Raw genomic sequence first — 13,127 nt, 5'->3', positions numbered from 1 at the left:
TGTTCATGGCGGTCGTCGGCGCCATCGCCGCGCTCAGGGCTCCCCGTCGCCGATCTCCTGCTTGCGGCGGGCGACATAGGCGTCAAGCTCCTCGCGGATCGCGGGGTCCAGCGCCGGTTCGTCGTAGTCGCGCAGCGCCTGCTGCCAGACGGCCGTCGCGCGCGTCAGCGCGTCCTTGGCGCCGGCCGCTTCCCAGGCGCCGTAGTTGGTCCAGTCCGAGAGGATCGGGCGGTAGAAGGCGTTTTCATAACGCGCCAGCGTATGCGCTGCGCCGAAGAAATGCCCGCCCGTCGGCACCGAGGCGATGGCGTCGAAGCCAAGCTCGTCCTCGGAAAAGTCGATGGGCCGCAGGATCTCCATCATGTTCTGAAGGATTTCCACGTCGAGCACGAGCTTCTCGTAGCTTGCCGTCAGCCCGCCTTCCAGCCAGCCGGCCGCGTGGTAGATCATGTTCCCGCCGCCGAGCACCGCGCCCCAGGTGGCCATGCCGGTTTCGTAGGCCGCCTGAAGGTCAACCGTGTTCGAGGCGTTGGTGTTCGAGGTCCGGTAGGGCAGCCGGTAACGCCGGGCAAGCTGGCCCGAGATGATGTTCGCCTTGGTGTTCTCCGGCGTCCCGAAGGCGGGCGCACCCGAGCGCATGTCCACGTTCGAGGTGAACGCGCCGTACATCACCGGTGCGCCGGGTTTGACGAGCTGGGTCAGCACGATCCCGAAAAGTGCCTCGGCGTTCTGCTGGGCGAGTGCCGCAGGCAGCGTCACCGGGGTCATCGCCCCCATCAGCGTGAAGGGCGTGATCGTCACCGGCTGGCCATGCTCGGCCATGGCGATCAGCCCCTCGGCCATCGCGTCGTCGAAAAGCCGGGGCGAGTTGACCGAGATGATGGTGATGACGCCGGGGTCCTTGGCCATCTCCTCCACGCTGATGCCGCGTGCGATGGCCATCATGTTGATCCCGTCCATCGCACGCCCGCCGCCAATCGCAGTGCAGTGAAACGACAGGTCCGACAGCGTCAGGTTGGCCCGGTAGGTATCCAGGTGCCGGTTGTTCGCGGGCAGTTCCTGCGGCGCGGTCACCTGGTTGCCGATGATGTGGATGGCGTTGAAGTGATGCGCGAGACGAATGAAGTTCTCGTAGTCCTTCAGGTTCCCGGACCGGCGGCCATTCACGCAGTCATGGACGTTCGGCGGGCCCGCGACGAGGCCGAAGGCCATATGGCGGCCGCCGATCGTCAGGCGCTTCGCCGGGTTGCGCGAGGTCAGCGTGAAGGAGGGTGGCGTGGTCTTCAGCGCCTCGGCAACAAGGCTTTCGTCGATACGGATGGTTTTCTCTGCACGCTCGACGATGGCGCCGGCGGCCTCGAAAATGTCCATCACCCGGGCGCTCATCACCCGGATGCCAAGCTCCGAGAGGATCCGGATCGAGGTCCGGTGGATCGCCTCGACCTGATCCGGCCCCGCAAGCTCGACCGGCGCGAAGGAGATCGTGACATCGCGGAGCGGCAGTTGCGAGATCTGCGCCGCGCCCCGCGAAGCCTTCGCGCGGCGGCCGCTGGTCCGTTTTTCGCTGGTCACCTCTGCATCGCTCATTCGGCTGCCCTTTTCCCGGGTTTTTGTTTCAATTTCCCGCGCATGCCGGCGCAGAAGATGGGCCCAGCGTCGGCGGGCGCCGCATCGACGGCGTTTCTCTGGTGCGGCCGGATGAGCGTGAGGACGGTGATACCGCCCGTCACGTCGTATCGGACCCGATCGGTCATGCCGCCGCTTCCCCGGCTTCAGCCGCAGGCGCCTGGATCAGTTCGACCAGTTCCGCGATCCCGCTGCCGTCACCCAGACGGTCGACCGCCGTCTCGATCGCGGCCGCCCGCGCGGTGCCGAGGACCGGCCCGGCATAGGCATGGAACTTGGCGCGCAGGGTCGCCATGTCGACCGGTGCCTCAGGGTCGAAAAGCGCCTCTGTCGGCTCGGACACCAATCGGCGGCCGTCCTTCAGCACCAGGGCCACATGGGCGATGCGGCGCGCCGGGAAGGCGGCATTGTAGTCGTCGCTTTCGCTGACCGTCATGGATCGTGCAAGGCGCCGGATCTCCGGGTCCGCGAAGCTCGCTTCGGTCACATCGACGGGGTCCACGCGGCCGCGCACCAGCGCCACCGCCGTCGGATAGGCGGTCGAATACTGCGCCTCTTCGGTGGTCACCGGTTCGCGCGTGGCAAGGCGCCGGGATTCGTGGAAGGTGGTGATCTCGATCCGCTCCACGTCCTGCGAGGCAAGCCCGTGCGCCGCGCGCAGGTTCAGGACCGCCTGCAAGGGCGGCTGCGCCCAGCGGCAGACCGGGTAGGGCTTGTAATACTGCTCGGCGATGCGCCAGGTGCTGCCGAGATCGTCCCAAAGATCGGCGACATCCGTGCCCTCGACCGTGATCGCGGGGGCGCCGGTAAAACCGTCGGCGGCAAGGTAGGCCGCCGAGACACCCGTCATCGCCCCCCAGCCGGAGCCGTCCTTCACCATCGTCGGATGATCAATGCAGCGCATCATCTGGCTGCGCGGTCCGTGATATTCGGCGATGCCGATCGCCTCGCGGGTGCGGGCCGAGTCGAGACCCAGAACCCGCGCCCCCAGCGCCGCCGCGGCAACCGCGACCCAGGCGCCGGAGGTGTGGTAGTCCGGCGCGGTGCGATGAAGCGCGATGCCCGCCCGCGTCCCGATCTCGTAGCCGGCGACCAGCGCGGCCAGGAACGCGCGGTCGTCCGCGAGGCGCCCTTCGGCCTCGCTCATCGCCAGAAGCGCGGGAAAGACGCCGCAGCCGACATGGCCCTTGGTCAGCTTGTGACCGTCATGGCCGTCCAGCGCATCGATCGTCATGCCACCGGCCAGCGCCGCGCCGGCGGGGCTGACGGCGCGGCCGTCGAACAGGACCCGCGCGCGCCGCGTGCCGGGGCCGAAATGCCCGGCGGCATGGTCGCGGATGATCCGCGAAAGCCGCGTGCCGGCCCCGCCCGCTGCGACCCCGATCAGGTCGAGAAGCCAGCGGCGGCCAAGCGCCAGAACCTCGTCGGGCAGATCGTCGGTTGCGGTCTGGTGGACGAAGTCGACGAAGCGGGAAGACATGGATCAAGCTCCTGTGGATTCGGTGCGGCGTGTGAGACCTATTGTCCAGTAAACACGGCGGTGCGCTTTTCGAGAAGCGCGTCGATGGCCTCCTCGTGGTCGGCGGTCCAGTGGCAGGCCCCCCGTTAGGCGGCGGCGCGTTGCGGCATGAACGACAGCCGCGTGTTAAGCCCTTCGCGCAGCAGGCGCTTGGCCATGCGGAGCTGGCGGGGCGGGTTGCGCGCGATCCGCGCGGCTGGCGCGGGCCTCGTCCATCAGCGCCTCGGGCTCCACAACTTTGGCGACCAGGCCCCAGGCTGGCGCGGTTTCGGCGTCCGCCGGGGGCGACGGTATGGGGCATCTTGGCCGCGCGCGATAGGCCGACCTGACGCGGCGGCAGCCACGCCCCCCCCCTCGCCGCAGATCGGGCCGGCATTCACGAAGTTCTCGGCGAAGGTCGCGCGGGTGGGCGCGATGCGGATGTCGGGCAGGCAGGTCCTGCCGCAGCGCGCGCCATAGGCGGCGCCGTTTGCGGCGGCGATCAGCGGCACTTCGCAGTCCCACATCGCGCGCGCAACGCGCTGGATGCCGACGCGGTAGCCGTCCTTCACCGAAACCACGCCGCCTTCGAAGGTGCCGTGCTTGTCCTTCATGTGCTTGAGGTTGCCGCCTGAGGAAAACGCCTTGCCCGCGCCCGTCCGGATCGCCACGCGCACGCTCTGCTCGGCGGAGATGCGGGCCATCGCGGCCAGGATCGCGTCGCACAGGTCATGGTCGGTCAGCGGGTTGCGCGCCTCCGGCATGTTGAGGGTCAGCGTGACGACGTGGCCGTCCTGTTCGCAGATCAGCTTTTCGGTCATGTCAGGGGCTCATCTCAGGCGGCGGTCGGCGGGTCGGAGCGGGCGATGAAGGCGCTGAGGACCTGCCCCCATTTCTCTTCCCTGAGGTAGACGATCGCGGCCTCCTGGGCGCCGGGGCAGCGATACAGGATCTCCGCGACTTCGCGAAGATAGATGTACTCGCAGCCCGAGGTGATCACGTCGTCGGCGCGGCCGAGGAAGTGGTAGAACCCGTCGGCGTCCTGGCTGAAAAGGGGCCCGGTGTAGACCCAACCGGCCTTGAGCTTCTTCTGGGTCTCGAACGGGTTGTTCCAGTACCCCTCCATCGCCTGGGCCCCGCGCACGATGGGTTGGCCGATCGTGCCCGGCGCGACGGCTTCGGACGGGGGCAGTTCGCGGGTCCGGTCGTCCGTGATGATCCGGCATTCCGAGATCAGCGTCGGCTTGCCGCAGGACCCGAGCTTGCGCCGCGCGCCCTCGGGATGAAGGGAGGGGGTCAGCGAGGCCTCGGTCATGCCGTAGCCGTTGAAGATGCCGGGGGTAGAACTCCATCATCACCCGCTCCATCCTCGTGGCCGAGATCGCGGCGCCGGTGGCGATCAGCCGCAGCGACGACACGTCATGGTCGCCGAAGATAGTCGCTGAAGCGCGGGTGGAACAGAATCTCCTGGATCTGGATCGGCACCGCGATGGCGCCCGGGACCGGGCAGGCGACACAAGTGATGACGGAACTCCCGGAGGTCGTGACATAGAACGCCACCCGGTCGCCGCGGCGCACGCCAAGATCGGACAGGGCTTGCGCGAAGCGGCGGGCACGGCCCAGCCATTCGGCATAGGTCCAGCGCCGGCCCTCGAAGACCAGCGCGATATGATCGGGGCAGCGAGCTGCGGATGCTTCCAGCAGGCGAGCGATATGCATCGCGGTCCTCTTTCGAAGGGTCAGAGATTTGGGCGGATCGCCGGCATTTCCCGCGCGGCGATCAGGTATTTGCATATCTCGGAGGTTCCCCCGGCGATCTGTAGCGCGCGCGTCGCGGCAAAGCTGCTCGACCCGGCCGTATTGGCGCGTCACCCCGTCGCCGCCAGGGATCTGGAACGCGCGGTCGGAACGGAACGCCGCCGTCTCGGTCGCGACGCGCTTGATCTGGCTCGCCTCGCGCATCAGCTTCTTGCTGCCGATCCCGGCGTCGGACATCTTCGCCGCGCGGCGGGTCAGCAGTTCGGCAGCGTCGATGCGCCAGCCGGTCTGGGCGATCATGATCTGGATCCGCTGTTTCTGGCCGAGCTTTGTGGCCGGAACCGCCCAGGATCAGCCGCTCGAAGTGGAAGCCGCCGAGCATGATGCGGAAGCCCGCGTTTGACCTCACGCCCTACGAATACATCTGCAAGATCTGGGCATCAGAGCCAGATCGATTCATCCTCGATCCGATCCGCCAGATGCCGGGACTGAACAGCTAGGGCGACAGCAACGTCAGATCAGCTTCCAGGGCGCTGTCGACGCCATGCTTGGCCATCAATTGGATGCTGTTGCTTGCCTCGATCAGGCTGGCCCGCTCGGCGGCAAGGGTCCATTCATACCGCCGCACGCCAAGAAAGCGGCTCGCTGCCCGCAGCGGTTCCAGGCCGAACTCAGCGCCATCAGCAAGAACCCCTCGACAAGCAGGAAGCGGACCCGCGAGGACCCGTCGCCGCGCATGTTCCGATACGCCCTGGCGAAGTCCGATGCCGACCCTTGGGGCGCGGAACCGGGGTTGGCGGGCTGCCGTTTTCTCGATCTCAGGGCCTCTCCATCACATCCAAATCGGCGCGCCTTGTCACGCGCCGCCCCCTATGCGGTAGCGCGCATCCACAAAGGAAGATCCGTGCCACGGCACGGTCTCGGCCGCACTGGGGGCAGGGCGACGGCGGCGCTTGCCCCGGGCGGCAAATGGGCTCAGGTTTGGCGGGGCAATCAGGCAGAGGATGAGGGACATGAAGCGGTCGCGGATCAACGACATCATGCGGAGCGCGGATGAGATGATCCGCCGTTTCGGCTTCACCCTGCCCCCCTTTGCCTACTGGACGGCGGAGGCGTTCCACGCCAGGGCGGGCGAGGCGGCGCATGTCATCAGCGCGCGCTGCGGCTGGGACATCACCGACTACGGCGCGGGCGACTTCGACCGCATGGGCCTTTTCCTGTTCACGCTGCGCAACGGGTTGCTCGGCGACCTGAAGCGGGGCGGCGGCATGTGCTACGCCGAAAAGCTGCTGATCTCGCGCCAGGATCAACTGTCACCGATGCACACCCATTTCCTCAAGGCCGAGGACATCATCAACCGGGGTGGCGCGACGCTCGTTGTGGAGCTTTACGGCTCGGACGACCGGGGCCGCTTCGCCGAGGACCGTGGCGGCACCGTCTGGTGCGACGGCATCCGTCAGACCTACGCGCCCGGCCAGAAGCTGCGGCTTGCCCCCGGAGAAAGCGTAACGCTCAGACCCGGCGACTGGCACGCCTTTTGGGGCGAGGGCGGCGATGTCCTGATCGGAGAGGTCTCGACCGTCAACGACGACGAGACCGACAACATCTTCCGCGAGCCGATCGGGCGCTTCGCGCAGGTGGAGGAGGACGAGCCGCCCCTGCATCTCCTGGTCAGCGACTACGCGGCCTGGCTTCCCGGACCGGGAACACCGGCCGACCTTGGCGCGGCGGCCCGGAACGGTTAGGCTCGCCCCGGACCGACCAGGAAGGCAGGACCCTAACGTGCCGCTCAGCGAAATCGATTACGGACAGGCGCAGCCCATCGACAGCTACGGCCCCGGGTTCTTCCGCATCGCGGGCCAGGTGCTTCACGGCGCGGTCCTCGTCACCGCCACCGGCGCGCGCCTCTGGCAGGGCTACGGCGACCCCGCGCCGCTTTTCGCGCTCGCAGGCCGCATCGACGTGCTGTTCGTCGGCACCGGGCGCGAGATCGCGCACCTGCCGCCCGCGCTGCGTCGCGAACTCGAGGCCGCGGGCCTCGGGGTGGAGATCATGGACAGCCCCGCCGCCTGCCGCACCTACAACGTCCTTCTGTCCGAAGGGCGGCGCATTGCCGCGGCGCTCCTTCCGGTGGATTGAGGCTTTGCGCCAGCCCGCCGCATCGGTTAACCCGGCACCATGGAACTGACCGTTACCGACCTTTCGATTGCCCGCGGCGGCCTACCGGTCCTGACCGGGGTAAGCCTCCGCCTCGGGCCGGGCCGCGCCCTCGTCCTGCGCGGGCCGAATGGCATCGGCAAGACGACGCTTCTTCGGACCATCGCCGGGCTTCAGCCGCCGCTCTCGGGCAGCATCGGCCTGCCGCCCGAAGACATCGCCTACGCGGGCCATGCCGACGGGATCAAGCCGACGCTGAGCGTGACGGAGAACCTCCGCTTCTGGGCGCGGATCTTCGGCACCGGCGACATTGCCCCGGCGCTTGGCGCGATGGACCTCGTGGCACTGGCGGAACGTCCGGCCCAAAGCCTGTCCGCCGGGCAGAAGCGCCGTCTGGGGCTCGCGCGGCTCCTCGTGACCGGGCGCAGGTTCTGGCTGCTCGACGAACCGACGGTCTCGCTCGATGTGGCCTCGGTCGCGCTTTTCGCCGGAGCTGTGCGCGCCCATCTTGCCCAAGGCGGTGCGGCGCTGATGGCGACCCATATCGACCTTGGCATCGCCGAGGCGGAGGTGCTGGACCTGACAGCGTTCCGCGCCGCCTCCGCCGCCCCGGCGCCCGGCGGGTTCGACGAGGCTTTCGCATGATCTTCTTCTTTTCCGAAGTATCCCGGGGGTCCGGGGGCAGAGCCCCCGGCGCTGCGGCAGGAGGGCGGCCATGACCGCGCTCCTCCTGCGTGACCTCACGCTGGCCCTGCGCGCCGGCGGCGGCTTCGGGCTCAGCCTCGCCTTCTTCCTCATCGTCACGATCCTCGTGCCCTTCGGCGTCGGGCCCGAGGGCGGCACGCTGGGCCGAATCGCGCCGGGCATCCTCTGGGTCGGCGCGCTGCTGGCCTGCCTCCTTTCCCTCGACCGGATCTTCGCGCTCGACCACGAGGATGGAACGCTCGACCTTCTGGCCACGGCGCCGATCCCGCTTGAGACGGTGACAGCGACGAAGGCGCTCGCGCATTGGCTGACCACGGGGCTGCCGCTGACGCTGGCGGCACCGGTCCTGGGCGTCCTTCTGAACCTGCCCGTGCCGGGGTTCTTCTGGCTGACGCTCTCGCTCGCGCTCGGCACCCCGGCGCTGTCGATGATCGGTGCCTTCGGGGCCGCACTCACCGTCGGGCTGAAACGCGGCGGGCTTCTGCTGTCGCTGCTTGTCCTGCCTCTCTATATCCCGACCCTCATCTTCGGGGCCGATTGCGTGCGCAGAGGGGTGGAGGGGTTGCCCACGGCCACACCCTTCCTGATGCTCGTCGGCATCACCCTTGGCTCGATCGCCATCCTGCCCTTCGCGGCGGCTGCGGCAATCCGCGTCAACCTGAGATAGTCACGTTCATGCGAACCCTATTGTGACAGCCGAGCGGAGCATTTAGTCAGTTTCCATGTCGATCTGGGAATACGCCAACCCGAAGAAGTTCATGCAGACCTCGGCCTGGGCCCTGCCTTGGGTGACGGGGCTTGCCGTCGTCACGCTGGTAGCGGGTCTGATCTGGGGCTTCTTCTTCACGCCGGACGATTTCCGCATGGGATCGACGGTCAAGATAATCTACATCCATGTGCCTGCCGCCATCATGGCCACGGGCACCTGGTTCATGATGCTGGCCGCCTCGCTCGTCTGGCTGATCCGGCGCCACCATGTCTCGGTGCTGGCCGCCAAGGCCGCGGCGCCGATCGGAACGACCATGACGCTGATCGGCTTGTTCACCGGCGCGATCTGGGGCCAGCCTATGTGGGGCACCTGGTGGGCTTGGGACCCGCGGCTGACGGCCTTCCTGATCCTGTTCCTCTTCTACCTTGGCTACATCGCGCTGTGGGAGGCGATCGAGGACCCGGACACCGCGGCCGACCTGACCTCGGTCCTGTGTCTCGTGGGCTCTGTCTTCGCGGTCATCTCGCGCTACGCGGTCCTCTTCTGGAACCAGGGTCTGCACCAGGGTTCCTCGCTGTCGCTCGACCAGGAGGAACATGTGGCCGATGTCTATGCCTGGCCGCTCTGGGTCTCCATCATCGGGTTCGGGCTTCTGTTCGTCTCCCTGGTGCTGATCCGCACCCGGACCGAGATCCGCAAGCGGCGCCTGCGCGCGCTTGAAGCGCGGGAAAGGATGGCGTGATGGTCGAGCTTGGCAAATACGCGGGAACGGTGCTCGCGGCCTATGGCGTGACCGTCCTTCTGGTTCTGGGGCTCGTGGCGCTGACGCTGACGAAGGGCGCGCGGGTCAAGCGCGCGCTTGAGGCGCAGGAAAAACGGATGTCGAAGAATGGCTAGGATTTCCCCTCTCGTGATCCTGCCCCCGGTGATCTTCGCGGCGCTTGCCGCCACTTTCTACTGGGGCATGGGGCGCGACAACCCGAACGAGCTTCCCTCCACCTTCATCGGCCAGCCCGCGCCCGAACTGGGCGGGACTGAACTGGCGGGTTTCAGCTTCGCCACCGACGCCGACCTGCGGACGGGCGAGGTGACGCTGGTGAACTTCTGGGCCACCTGGTGCCCGCCCTGCCGGGCCGAGCATCCCAAACTGAAGGACCTGGCGGCAAACGGGGTGCGGATCATCGGTGTGAATATCCGCGACGACGACGCCAAGGCGACCGAGTACCTGAACGAGGAGGGCGACCCCTTCATCGGGGTGGTCTCCGACCCCTCGGGGCGGCGTTCGATCGACTGGGGCGTGACGGCGCCGCCCGAGACCTTCATCGTGGGCGGGGACGGTACGGTTCTGTTCAAGTTCATCGGTCCGCTGATCGGGGCCGACTACCAGCAGCGCTTCCTGCCCGAACTTGAAAAGGCGCTGGGCAAGGACGGCTGACACCGCCTCTAGGTGAGCAACTGGCTCAAGTTGTAGTGGTGGAGCGACCGTTCCCGGATCAGCCCCGCCTCGTCGGGGTGGATATGCGGCTGCTGCCAGTTTTCGCCCGCGAAGGCCTTGATCGCGTCAACGTCGCTCCAGACCATCACCATGCAGAACTCGTTCGGCGTTTCGGGTCGCGGCAGGCCTGGCGTGACCGAAACGATGCCCGGCTGGCTCTTGACCAGGGGCAGCGCGGTGTCGAGGAAGAAGCGCTCAAACTCGGCTTCCTTGCCGTCTTCGACGGTGACGCGAAAGATACGGATGATCATGTCTCTGCTCCTTTCTAAGGCGGCAGGATAGCACGTCCGGACGCTTCGCCCGATCCCGCGAAACAAGAAAGCCCCGCCGAAGCGGGGCCTTCCGGGATTTCGGTGTGTGTCGCCTACGCCTTGGCGAGATTGCGCAGCACATAGTGCAGCACGCCGCCGTTCTCGACGTATTCGATCTCGACCTCGGTATCGATCCGGCACTTGATCTGGATCGTCTCCTCGGTGCCGTCGGCGCGGCGGATGGTGCAGGGCACCAGGCTCAGCGGCTTCAGGTCGCCTTCCAGCCCGGCGATCGAGATGACCTCATCGCCCTTCAGGCCCAGCGACTTGCGGTTCTGACCGCCCGTGAACTCGAACGGGATGACGCCCATGCCGACGAGGTTCGACCGGTGGATACGTTCGAACGATTCGGCGATCACGGCCTTGACGCCCAGAAGGTTCGTGCCCTTCGCGGCCCAGTCGCGCGAAGACCCGGCGCCGTATTCGACGCCCCCGAAGATCACCAGCGGCACGCCGGCTTCCTGGTAGGCCATCGAGGCGTCGTAGATCGAGGTCTGCTGGCCGTCGGGCCCAAGCGTGTAGCCGCCCTCGACCCCGTCCAGCATCTCGTTCTTGATGCGGATGTTGGCGAAGGTGCCGCGCATCATGACCTCATGGTTGCCGCGGCGCGAACCGTAGCTGTTGAAGTCCTTCGTGGCGACTTGGCGCTCGGTCAGGTACTTCCCGGCTGGCGTGGTGGCCTTGAAGGAGCCCGCGGGGCTGATGTGGTCGGTCGTGATCATGTCGCCCAGAAGCGCCAGGACCCGCGCGCCGGAGATGTTGCTGATCGCGCCCTTGTCCTTGCCCATGCCGCGGAAATACGGCGGGTTCTGGATATAGGTCGAGGTCACCGGCCAGTCGTAGGTTTCCGACTCGGTCACCTTGACGCCCTGCCACTTCGCGTCGCCCTTGAAAACGTCGGCGTATTTCTTCTGGAAGGCTTCGCGCGTGACGACCTCGTGGACGAGGTCCGCGATCTCCTTGTTGGAGGGCCAGATGTCCTTGAGGTAGACCGGCTTGCCCTCGGACGAGGTGCCGATCGGCTCGGAGGTCAGGTCGATGTTCATGTCACCGGCCAGCGCGTAGGCGACGACCAGCGGCGGCGAGGCGAGGTAGTTCGCGCGTACATCCGGGCTGATCCGGCCCTCGAAGTTGCGGTTGCCCGACAGGACGGCGGTCGCGACCAGGTCGCCCTCGGCGATCGCTGCCGAGATCTCGTGCTGAAGAGGACCAGAGTTGCCGATGCAGGTTGTGCAGCCGTAGCCCACGAGGTTGAAGCCCACCGCATCCAGGTCCTCCTGCAGTCCCGCGGCCTCAAGATACTCGCTGACGACTTGGGACCCCGGCGCGAGCGAGGTCTTGACCCAGGGCTTCCGGTTCAGACCGAGCGCGCGCGCCTTGCGGGCGACGAGACCCGCGCCGATCAGCACATAGGGGTTCGAGGTGTTGGTGCAGGAGGTGATCGAGGCGATCACGACCTTGCCCGAGGACATGGTGTAATCCTCACCCTTGACCGCGACTTCCTTGCCGAGCGGGCGCTTGAAGCTCGCCTCCATCTCTTTGGCGAACGATGCCTTGGCGTCGGTCAGCGGCAGGTAGTCCTGCGGGCGCTTCGGGCCCGAGATCGCCGGGACGATTTCGCCCATGTCGAGTTGCAGCGTCGAGGAGTAGACCGGATCGTAATCCGCGCCGCGCCAGAAGCCGTTTTCCTTGGCATAGGCTTCGACCAGTGCGATGCGGTCCTCGTCGCGCCCCGTTTGGCGCAGGTAGCGCAGGGTTTCCGCGTCGATCGGGAAGAAGCCGCAGGTCGCGCCGTATTCGGGCGCCATGTTGGCGATGGTCGCGCGGTCGGCGAGCGGCAGGTGATCCAGGCCCTCGCCGTAGAACTCGACGAACTTGCTCACGACGCCGTGCTTTCGCAGCATCTGGACGACTTTCAGGACGAGGTCGGTCGCGGTGGTGCCCTCGACCATCTTGCCGGTCAGCTTGAAGCCCACGACCTCGGGGATCAGCATGGAGACCGGTTGGCCCAGCATCGCGGCCTCGGCCTCGATCCCGCCGACGCCCCAGCCAAGGACGGCCAGGCCGTTGACCATGGTGGTGTGGCTGTCGGTGCCGACCAACGTGTCCGGGTAGGCGACCATCTCTCCGTTCTGGTCGGTGTCGGTCCAGACCGTCTGCGCCAGGTATTCCAGGTTCACCTGGTGGCAAATGCCGGTTCCCGGCGGCACCACGCGGAAGTTCTGGAACGCGTTCTGGCCCCACTTCAGGAAGACGTAACGCTCCATGTTGCGTTCGTATTCCAAGTCCACGTTCTTCTGGAACGCGCGCGGGTTGCCGAATTCATCGATCATAACCGAGTGGTCGATGACCAGATCGACCGGGTTCAGCGGGTTGATCTTCTGGGCGTCGCCGCCAAGCGCCTTGATCCCGTCCCGCATCGCTGCCAGGTCCACGACGGCCGGAACGCCGGTGAAGTCCTGCATCAGCACCCGCGCCGGGCGGTAGGCGATCTCGCGCGGGTTCTGGCCGCCGTTCTTGCCCCAGTCCGAAAACGCCTTGATGTCATCGACAGAGACCGTGCGCCCGCCATCCTCGAAGCGCAGCATGTTCTCCAGCACCACCTTCAGCGCGGCGGGCAGGCGCGAAAACTCGCCCAGGCCCGCGGCTTCGGCGGCCGGGATCGAGTAATAGGCAATCGACTGCCCGCCGGCCTTGAGCGTGCGGCGGGTCTTGGCGGTATCGGTTCCGGTGACGACGGTCATCGAGGACTCCCTCCTGCGGTCAACGTGAGACTTGAAAGGCTAATGCCGCAACGGAAGTCGCGGATCAAGAGGTGTTACAGTTTTTTGTATACCATTGTGCACAATTCTTTCGGGAAGACCCGCC

At 66.9% G+C, this 13,127-nt stretch carries 16 protein-coding genes; 8 read left to right on the top strand and 8 right to left on the bottom strand.

The annotated features are described in order from the left end of the window. Positions 1 to 33 precede the first annotated feature (33 nt). The 6 genes from OE647_RS11570 to OE647_RS11545 all read right to left on the bottom strand — a co-directional run bounded on the left by OE647_RS11570 (position 34) and on the right by OE647_RS11545 (position 5,158). Positions 34 to 1,587, bottom strand: a complete 1,554-nt coding sequence (locus tag OE647_RS11570) for a trimethylamine methyltransferase family protein (RefSeq protein WP_263721889.1) — start codon at positions 1,585 to 1,587, stop codon at positions 34 to 36. Further along, positions 1,584 to 1,754, bottom strand: a complete 171-nt coding sequence (locus tag OE647_RS11565) for a Clp protease/crotonase-like domain-containing protein (RefSeq protein ID WP_263721888.1) — start codon at positions 1,752 to 1,754, stop codon at positions 1,584 to 1,586. The genes OE647_RS11570 and OE647_RS11565 overlap by 4 nt, the downstream gene beginning before the upstream one ends. Further along, on the bottom strand, positions 1,751 to 3,106 hold the full coding sequence (locus OE647_RS11560) for an MmgE/PrpD family protein (protein WP_263721887.1): 1,356 nt from the start codon (positions 3,104 to 3,106) through the stop codon (positions 1,751 to 1,753). The genes OE647_RS11565 and OE647_RS11560 overlap by 4 nt, the downstream gene beginning before the upstream one ends. Positions 3,107 to 3,360: 254 nt before the next feature. Then, the gene (locus OE647_RS11555; RefSeq protein ID WP_263721886.1) at positions 3,361 to 3,945 is read right to left on the bottom strand and encodes an enoyl-CoA hydratase-related protein; all 585 of its coding nucleotides are present in this window, start codon (positions 3,943 to 3,945) and stop codon (positions 3,361 to 3,363) included. A gap of 14 nt (positions 3,946 to 3,959) precedes the next feature. Beyond that, positions 3,960 to 4,439, bottom strand: coding sequence for a class I adenylate-forming enzyme family protein (locus OE647_RS11550; protein WP_263721885.1), 480 nt, complete (start codon positions 4,437 to 4,439; stop codon positions 3,960 to 3,962). Positions 4,440 to 4,543: 104 nt separating this feature from the next. Further along, entirely contained in the window at positions 4,544 to 5,158 is a 615-nt protein-coding gene (locus OE647_RS11545; RefSeq protein WP_263722032.1) for an AMP-binding protein, read from the bottom strand. Between OE647_RS11545 and OE647_RS11540 the strand changes: the two genes are divergently transcribed. The 8 genes from OE647_RS11540 (at position 5,064) to OE647_RS11505 (ending at position 9,888) form a co-directional block, all read left to right on the top strand. Beyond that, positions 5,064 to 5,285 (top strand): hypothetical protein, encoded by a 222-nt coding sequence (locus tag OE647_RS11540; protein ID WP_263722042.1) that lies wholly within the window; start codon positions 5,064 to 5,066, stop codon positions 5,283 to 5,285. The genes OE647_RS11545 and OE647_RS11540 overlap by 95 nt on opposite strands. A gap of 610 nt (positions 5,286 to 5,895) precedes the next feature. Then, a complete protein-coding gene (locus OE647_RS11535) occupies positions 5,896 to 6,627 on the top strand; it encodes a D-lyxose/D-mannose family sugar isomerase (RefSeq protein WP_263721884.1) in 732 nt (243 codons plus the stop codon). A 37-nt stretch (positions 6,628 to 6,664) separates the two neighbouring features. After that, positions 6,665 to 7,021 carry an Mth938-like domain-containing protein gene (locus OE647_RS11530; RefSeq protein ID WP_263721883.1) on the top strand — a complete coding sequence of 119 codons (357 nt, stop codon included), beginning with the start codon at positions 6,665 to 6,667 and terminating at the stop codon, positions 7,019 to 7,021. 39 nt (positions 7,022 to 7,060) lie between these two features. Beyond that, positions 7,061 to 7,684 (top strand): heme ABC exporter ATP-binding protein CcmA, encoded by a 624-nt coding sequence (gene ccmA, locus OE647_RS11525; RefSeq protein WP_263721882.1) that lies wholly within the window; start codon positions 7,061 to 7,063, stop codon positions 7,682 to 7,684. Positions 7,685 to 7,754: 70 nt separating this feature from the next. Beyond that, complete coding sequence (gene ccmB / locus OE647_RS11520; RefSeq protein WP_263721881.1) at positions 7,755 to 8,411, top strand: heme exporter protein CcmB; 657 nt, start codon at positions 7,755 to 7,757, stop codon at positions 8,409 to 8,411. 55 nt (positions 8,412 to 8,466) lie between these two features. Further along, positions 8,467 to 9,195 carry a heme ABC transporter permease gene (locus OE647_RS11515; protein WP_263721880.1) on the top strand — a complete coding sequence of 243 codons (729 nt, stop codon included), beginning with the start codon at positions 8,467 to 8,469 and terminating at the stop codon, positions 9,193 to 9,195. Continuing rightward, complete coding sequence (gene ccmD / locus OE647_RS11510) at positions 9,195 to 9,350, top strand: heme exporter protein CcmD (protein WP_263721879.1); 156 nt, start codon at positions 9,195 to 9,197, stop codon at positions 9,348 to 9,350. Before OE647_RS11515 ends, ccmD begins: the two co-directional genes overlap by 1 nt. Continuing rightward, positions 9,343 to 9,888, top strand: a complete 546-nt coding sequence (locus OE647_RS11505; RefSeq protein ID WP_263721878.1) for a DsbE family thiol:disulfide interchange protein — start codon at positions 9,343 to 9,345, stop codon at positions 9,886 to 9,888. Before ccmD ends, OE647_RS11505 begins: the two co-directional genes overlap by 8 nt. Positions 9,889 to 9,896: 8 nt before the next feature. Here OE647_RS11505 and OE647_RS11500 read toward each other — a convergent pair whose 3' ends face one another. Together OE647_RS11500 and acnA are read right to left on the bottom strand one after the other, a co-directional pair. Further along, positions 9,897 to 10,199 carry an antibiotic biosynthesis monooxygenase family protein gene (locus tag OE647_RS11500; protein ID WP_263721877.1) on the bottom strand — a complete coding sequence of 101 codons (303 nt, stop codon included), beginning with the start codon at positions 10,197 to 10,199 and terminating at the stop codon, positions 9,897 to 9,899. Positions 10,200 to 10,312: 113 nt separating this feature from the next. Further along, on the bottom strand, positions 10,313 to 13,003 hold the full coding sequence (gene acnA, locus OE647_RS11495) for an aconitate hydratase AcnA (RefSeq protein ID WP_263721876.1): 2,691 nt from the start codon (positions 13,001 to 13,003) through the stop codon (positions 10,313 to 10,315). Positions 13,004 to 13,127: the final 124 nt, after the last annotated feature.

Source organism: Albidovulum sediminicola, from assembly GCF_025751575.1.
Classification (GTDB): Bacteria; Pseudomonadota; Alphaproteobacteria; order Rhodobacterales; family Rhodobacteraceae; genus Albidovulum; species Albidovulum sediminicola.
The sequence above is the reverse complement of the archived record's forward strand: the minus strand, read 5'-3'. Positions and strand labels throughout refer to the sequence as shown.

Excerpts from the sequence above, each read along its gene's own strand:
- ccmB (WP_263721881.1), top strand. The coding sequence starts at position 7,755 with ATGACCGCGCTCCTCCTGCGTGACCTCACGCTGGCCCTGCGCGCCGGC.
- OE647_RS11505 (WP_263721878.1), top strand. The coding sequence starts at position 9,343 with ATGGCTAGGATTTCCCCTCTCGTGATCCTGCCCCCGGTGATCTTCGCG.
- OE647_RS11570 (WP_263721889.1), bottom strand. The coding sequence starts at position 1,587 with ATGAGCGATGCAGAGGTGACCAGCGAAAAACGGACCAGCGGCCGCCGC.
- OE647_RS11555 (WP_263721886.1), bottom strand. The coding sequence starts at position 3,945 with ATGACCGAAAAGCTGATCTGCGAACAGGACGGCCACGTCGTCACGCTG.
- OE647_RS11500 (WP_263721877.1), bottom strand. The coding sequence starts at position 10,199 with ATGATCATCCGTATCTTTCGCGTCACCGTCGAAGACGGCAAGGAAGCC.
- OE647_RS11565 (WP_263721888.1), bottom strand. The coding sequence starts at position 1,754 with ATGACCGATCGGGTCCGATACGACGTGACGGGCGGTATCACCGTCCTC.
- acnA (WP_263721876.1), bottom strand. The coding sequence starts at position 13,003 with ATGACCGTCGTCACCGGAACCGATACCGCCAAGACCCGCCGCACGCTC.
- OE647_RS11550 (WP_263721885.1), bottom strand. The coding sequence starts at position 4,439 with ATGACCGAGGCCTCGCTGACCCCCTCCCTTCATCCCGAGGGCGCGCGG.
- ccmA (WP_263721882.1), top strand. The coding sequence starts at position 7,061 with ATGGAACTGACCGTTACCGACCTTTCGATTGCCCGCGGCGGCCTACCG.
- OE647_RS11535 (WP_263721884.1), top strand. The coding sequence starts at position 5,896 with ATGAAGCGGTCGCGGATCAACGACATCATGCGGAGCGCGGATGAGATG.
- OE647_RS11515 (WP_263721880.1), top strand. The coding sequence starts at position 8,467 with ATGTCGATCTGGGAATACGCCAACCCGAAGAAGTTCATGCAGACCTCG.
- OE647_RS11560 (WP_263721887.1), bottom strand. The coding sequence starts at position 3,106 with ATGTCTTCCCGCTTCGTCGACTTCGTCCACCAGACCGCAACCGACGAT.
- ccmD (WP_263721879.1), top strand. The coding sequence starts at position 9,195 with ATGGTCGAGCTTGGCAAATACGCGGGAACGGTGCTCGCGGCCTATGGC.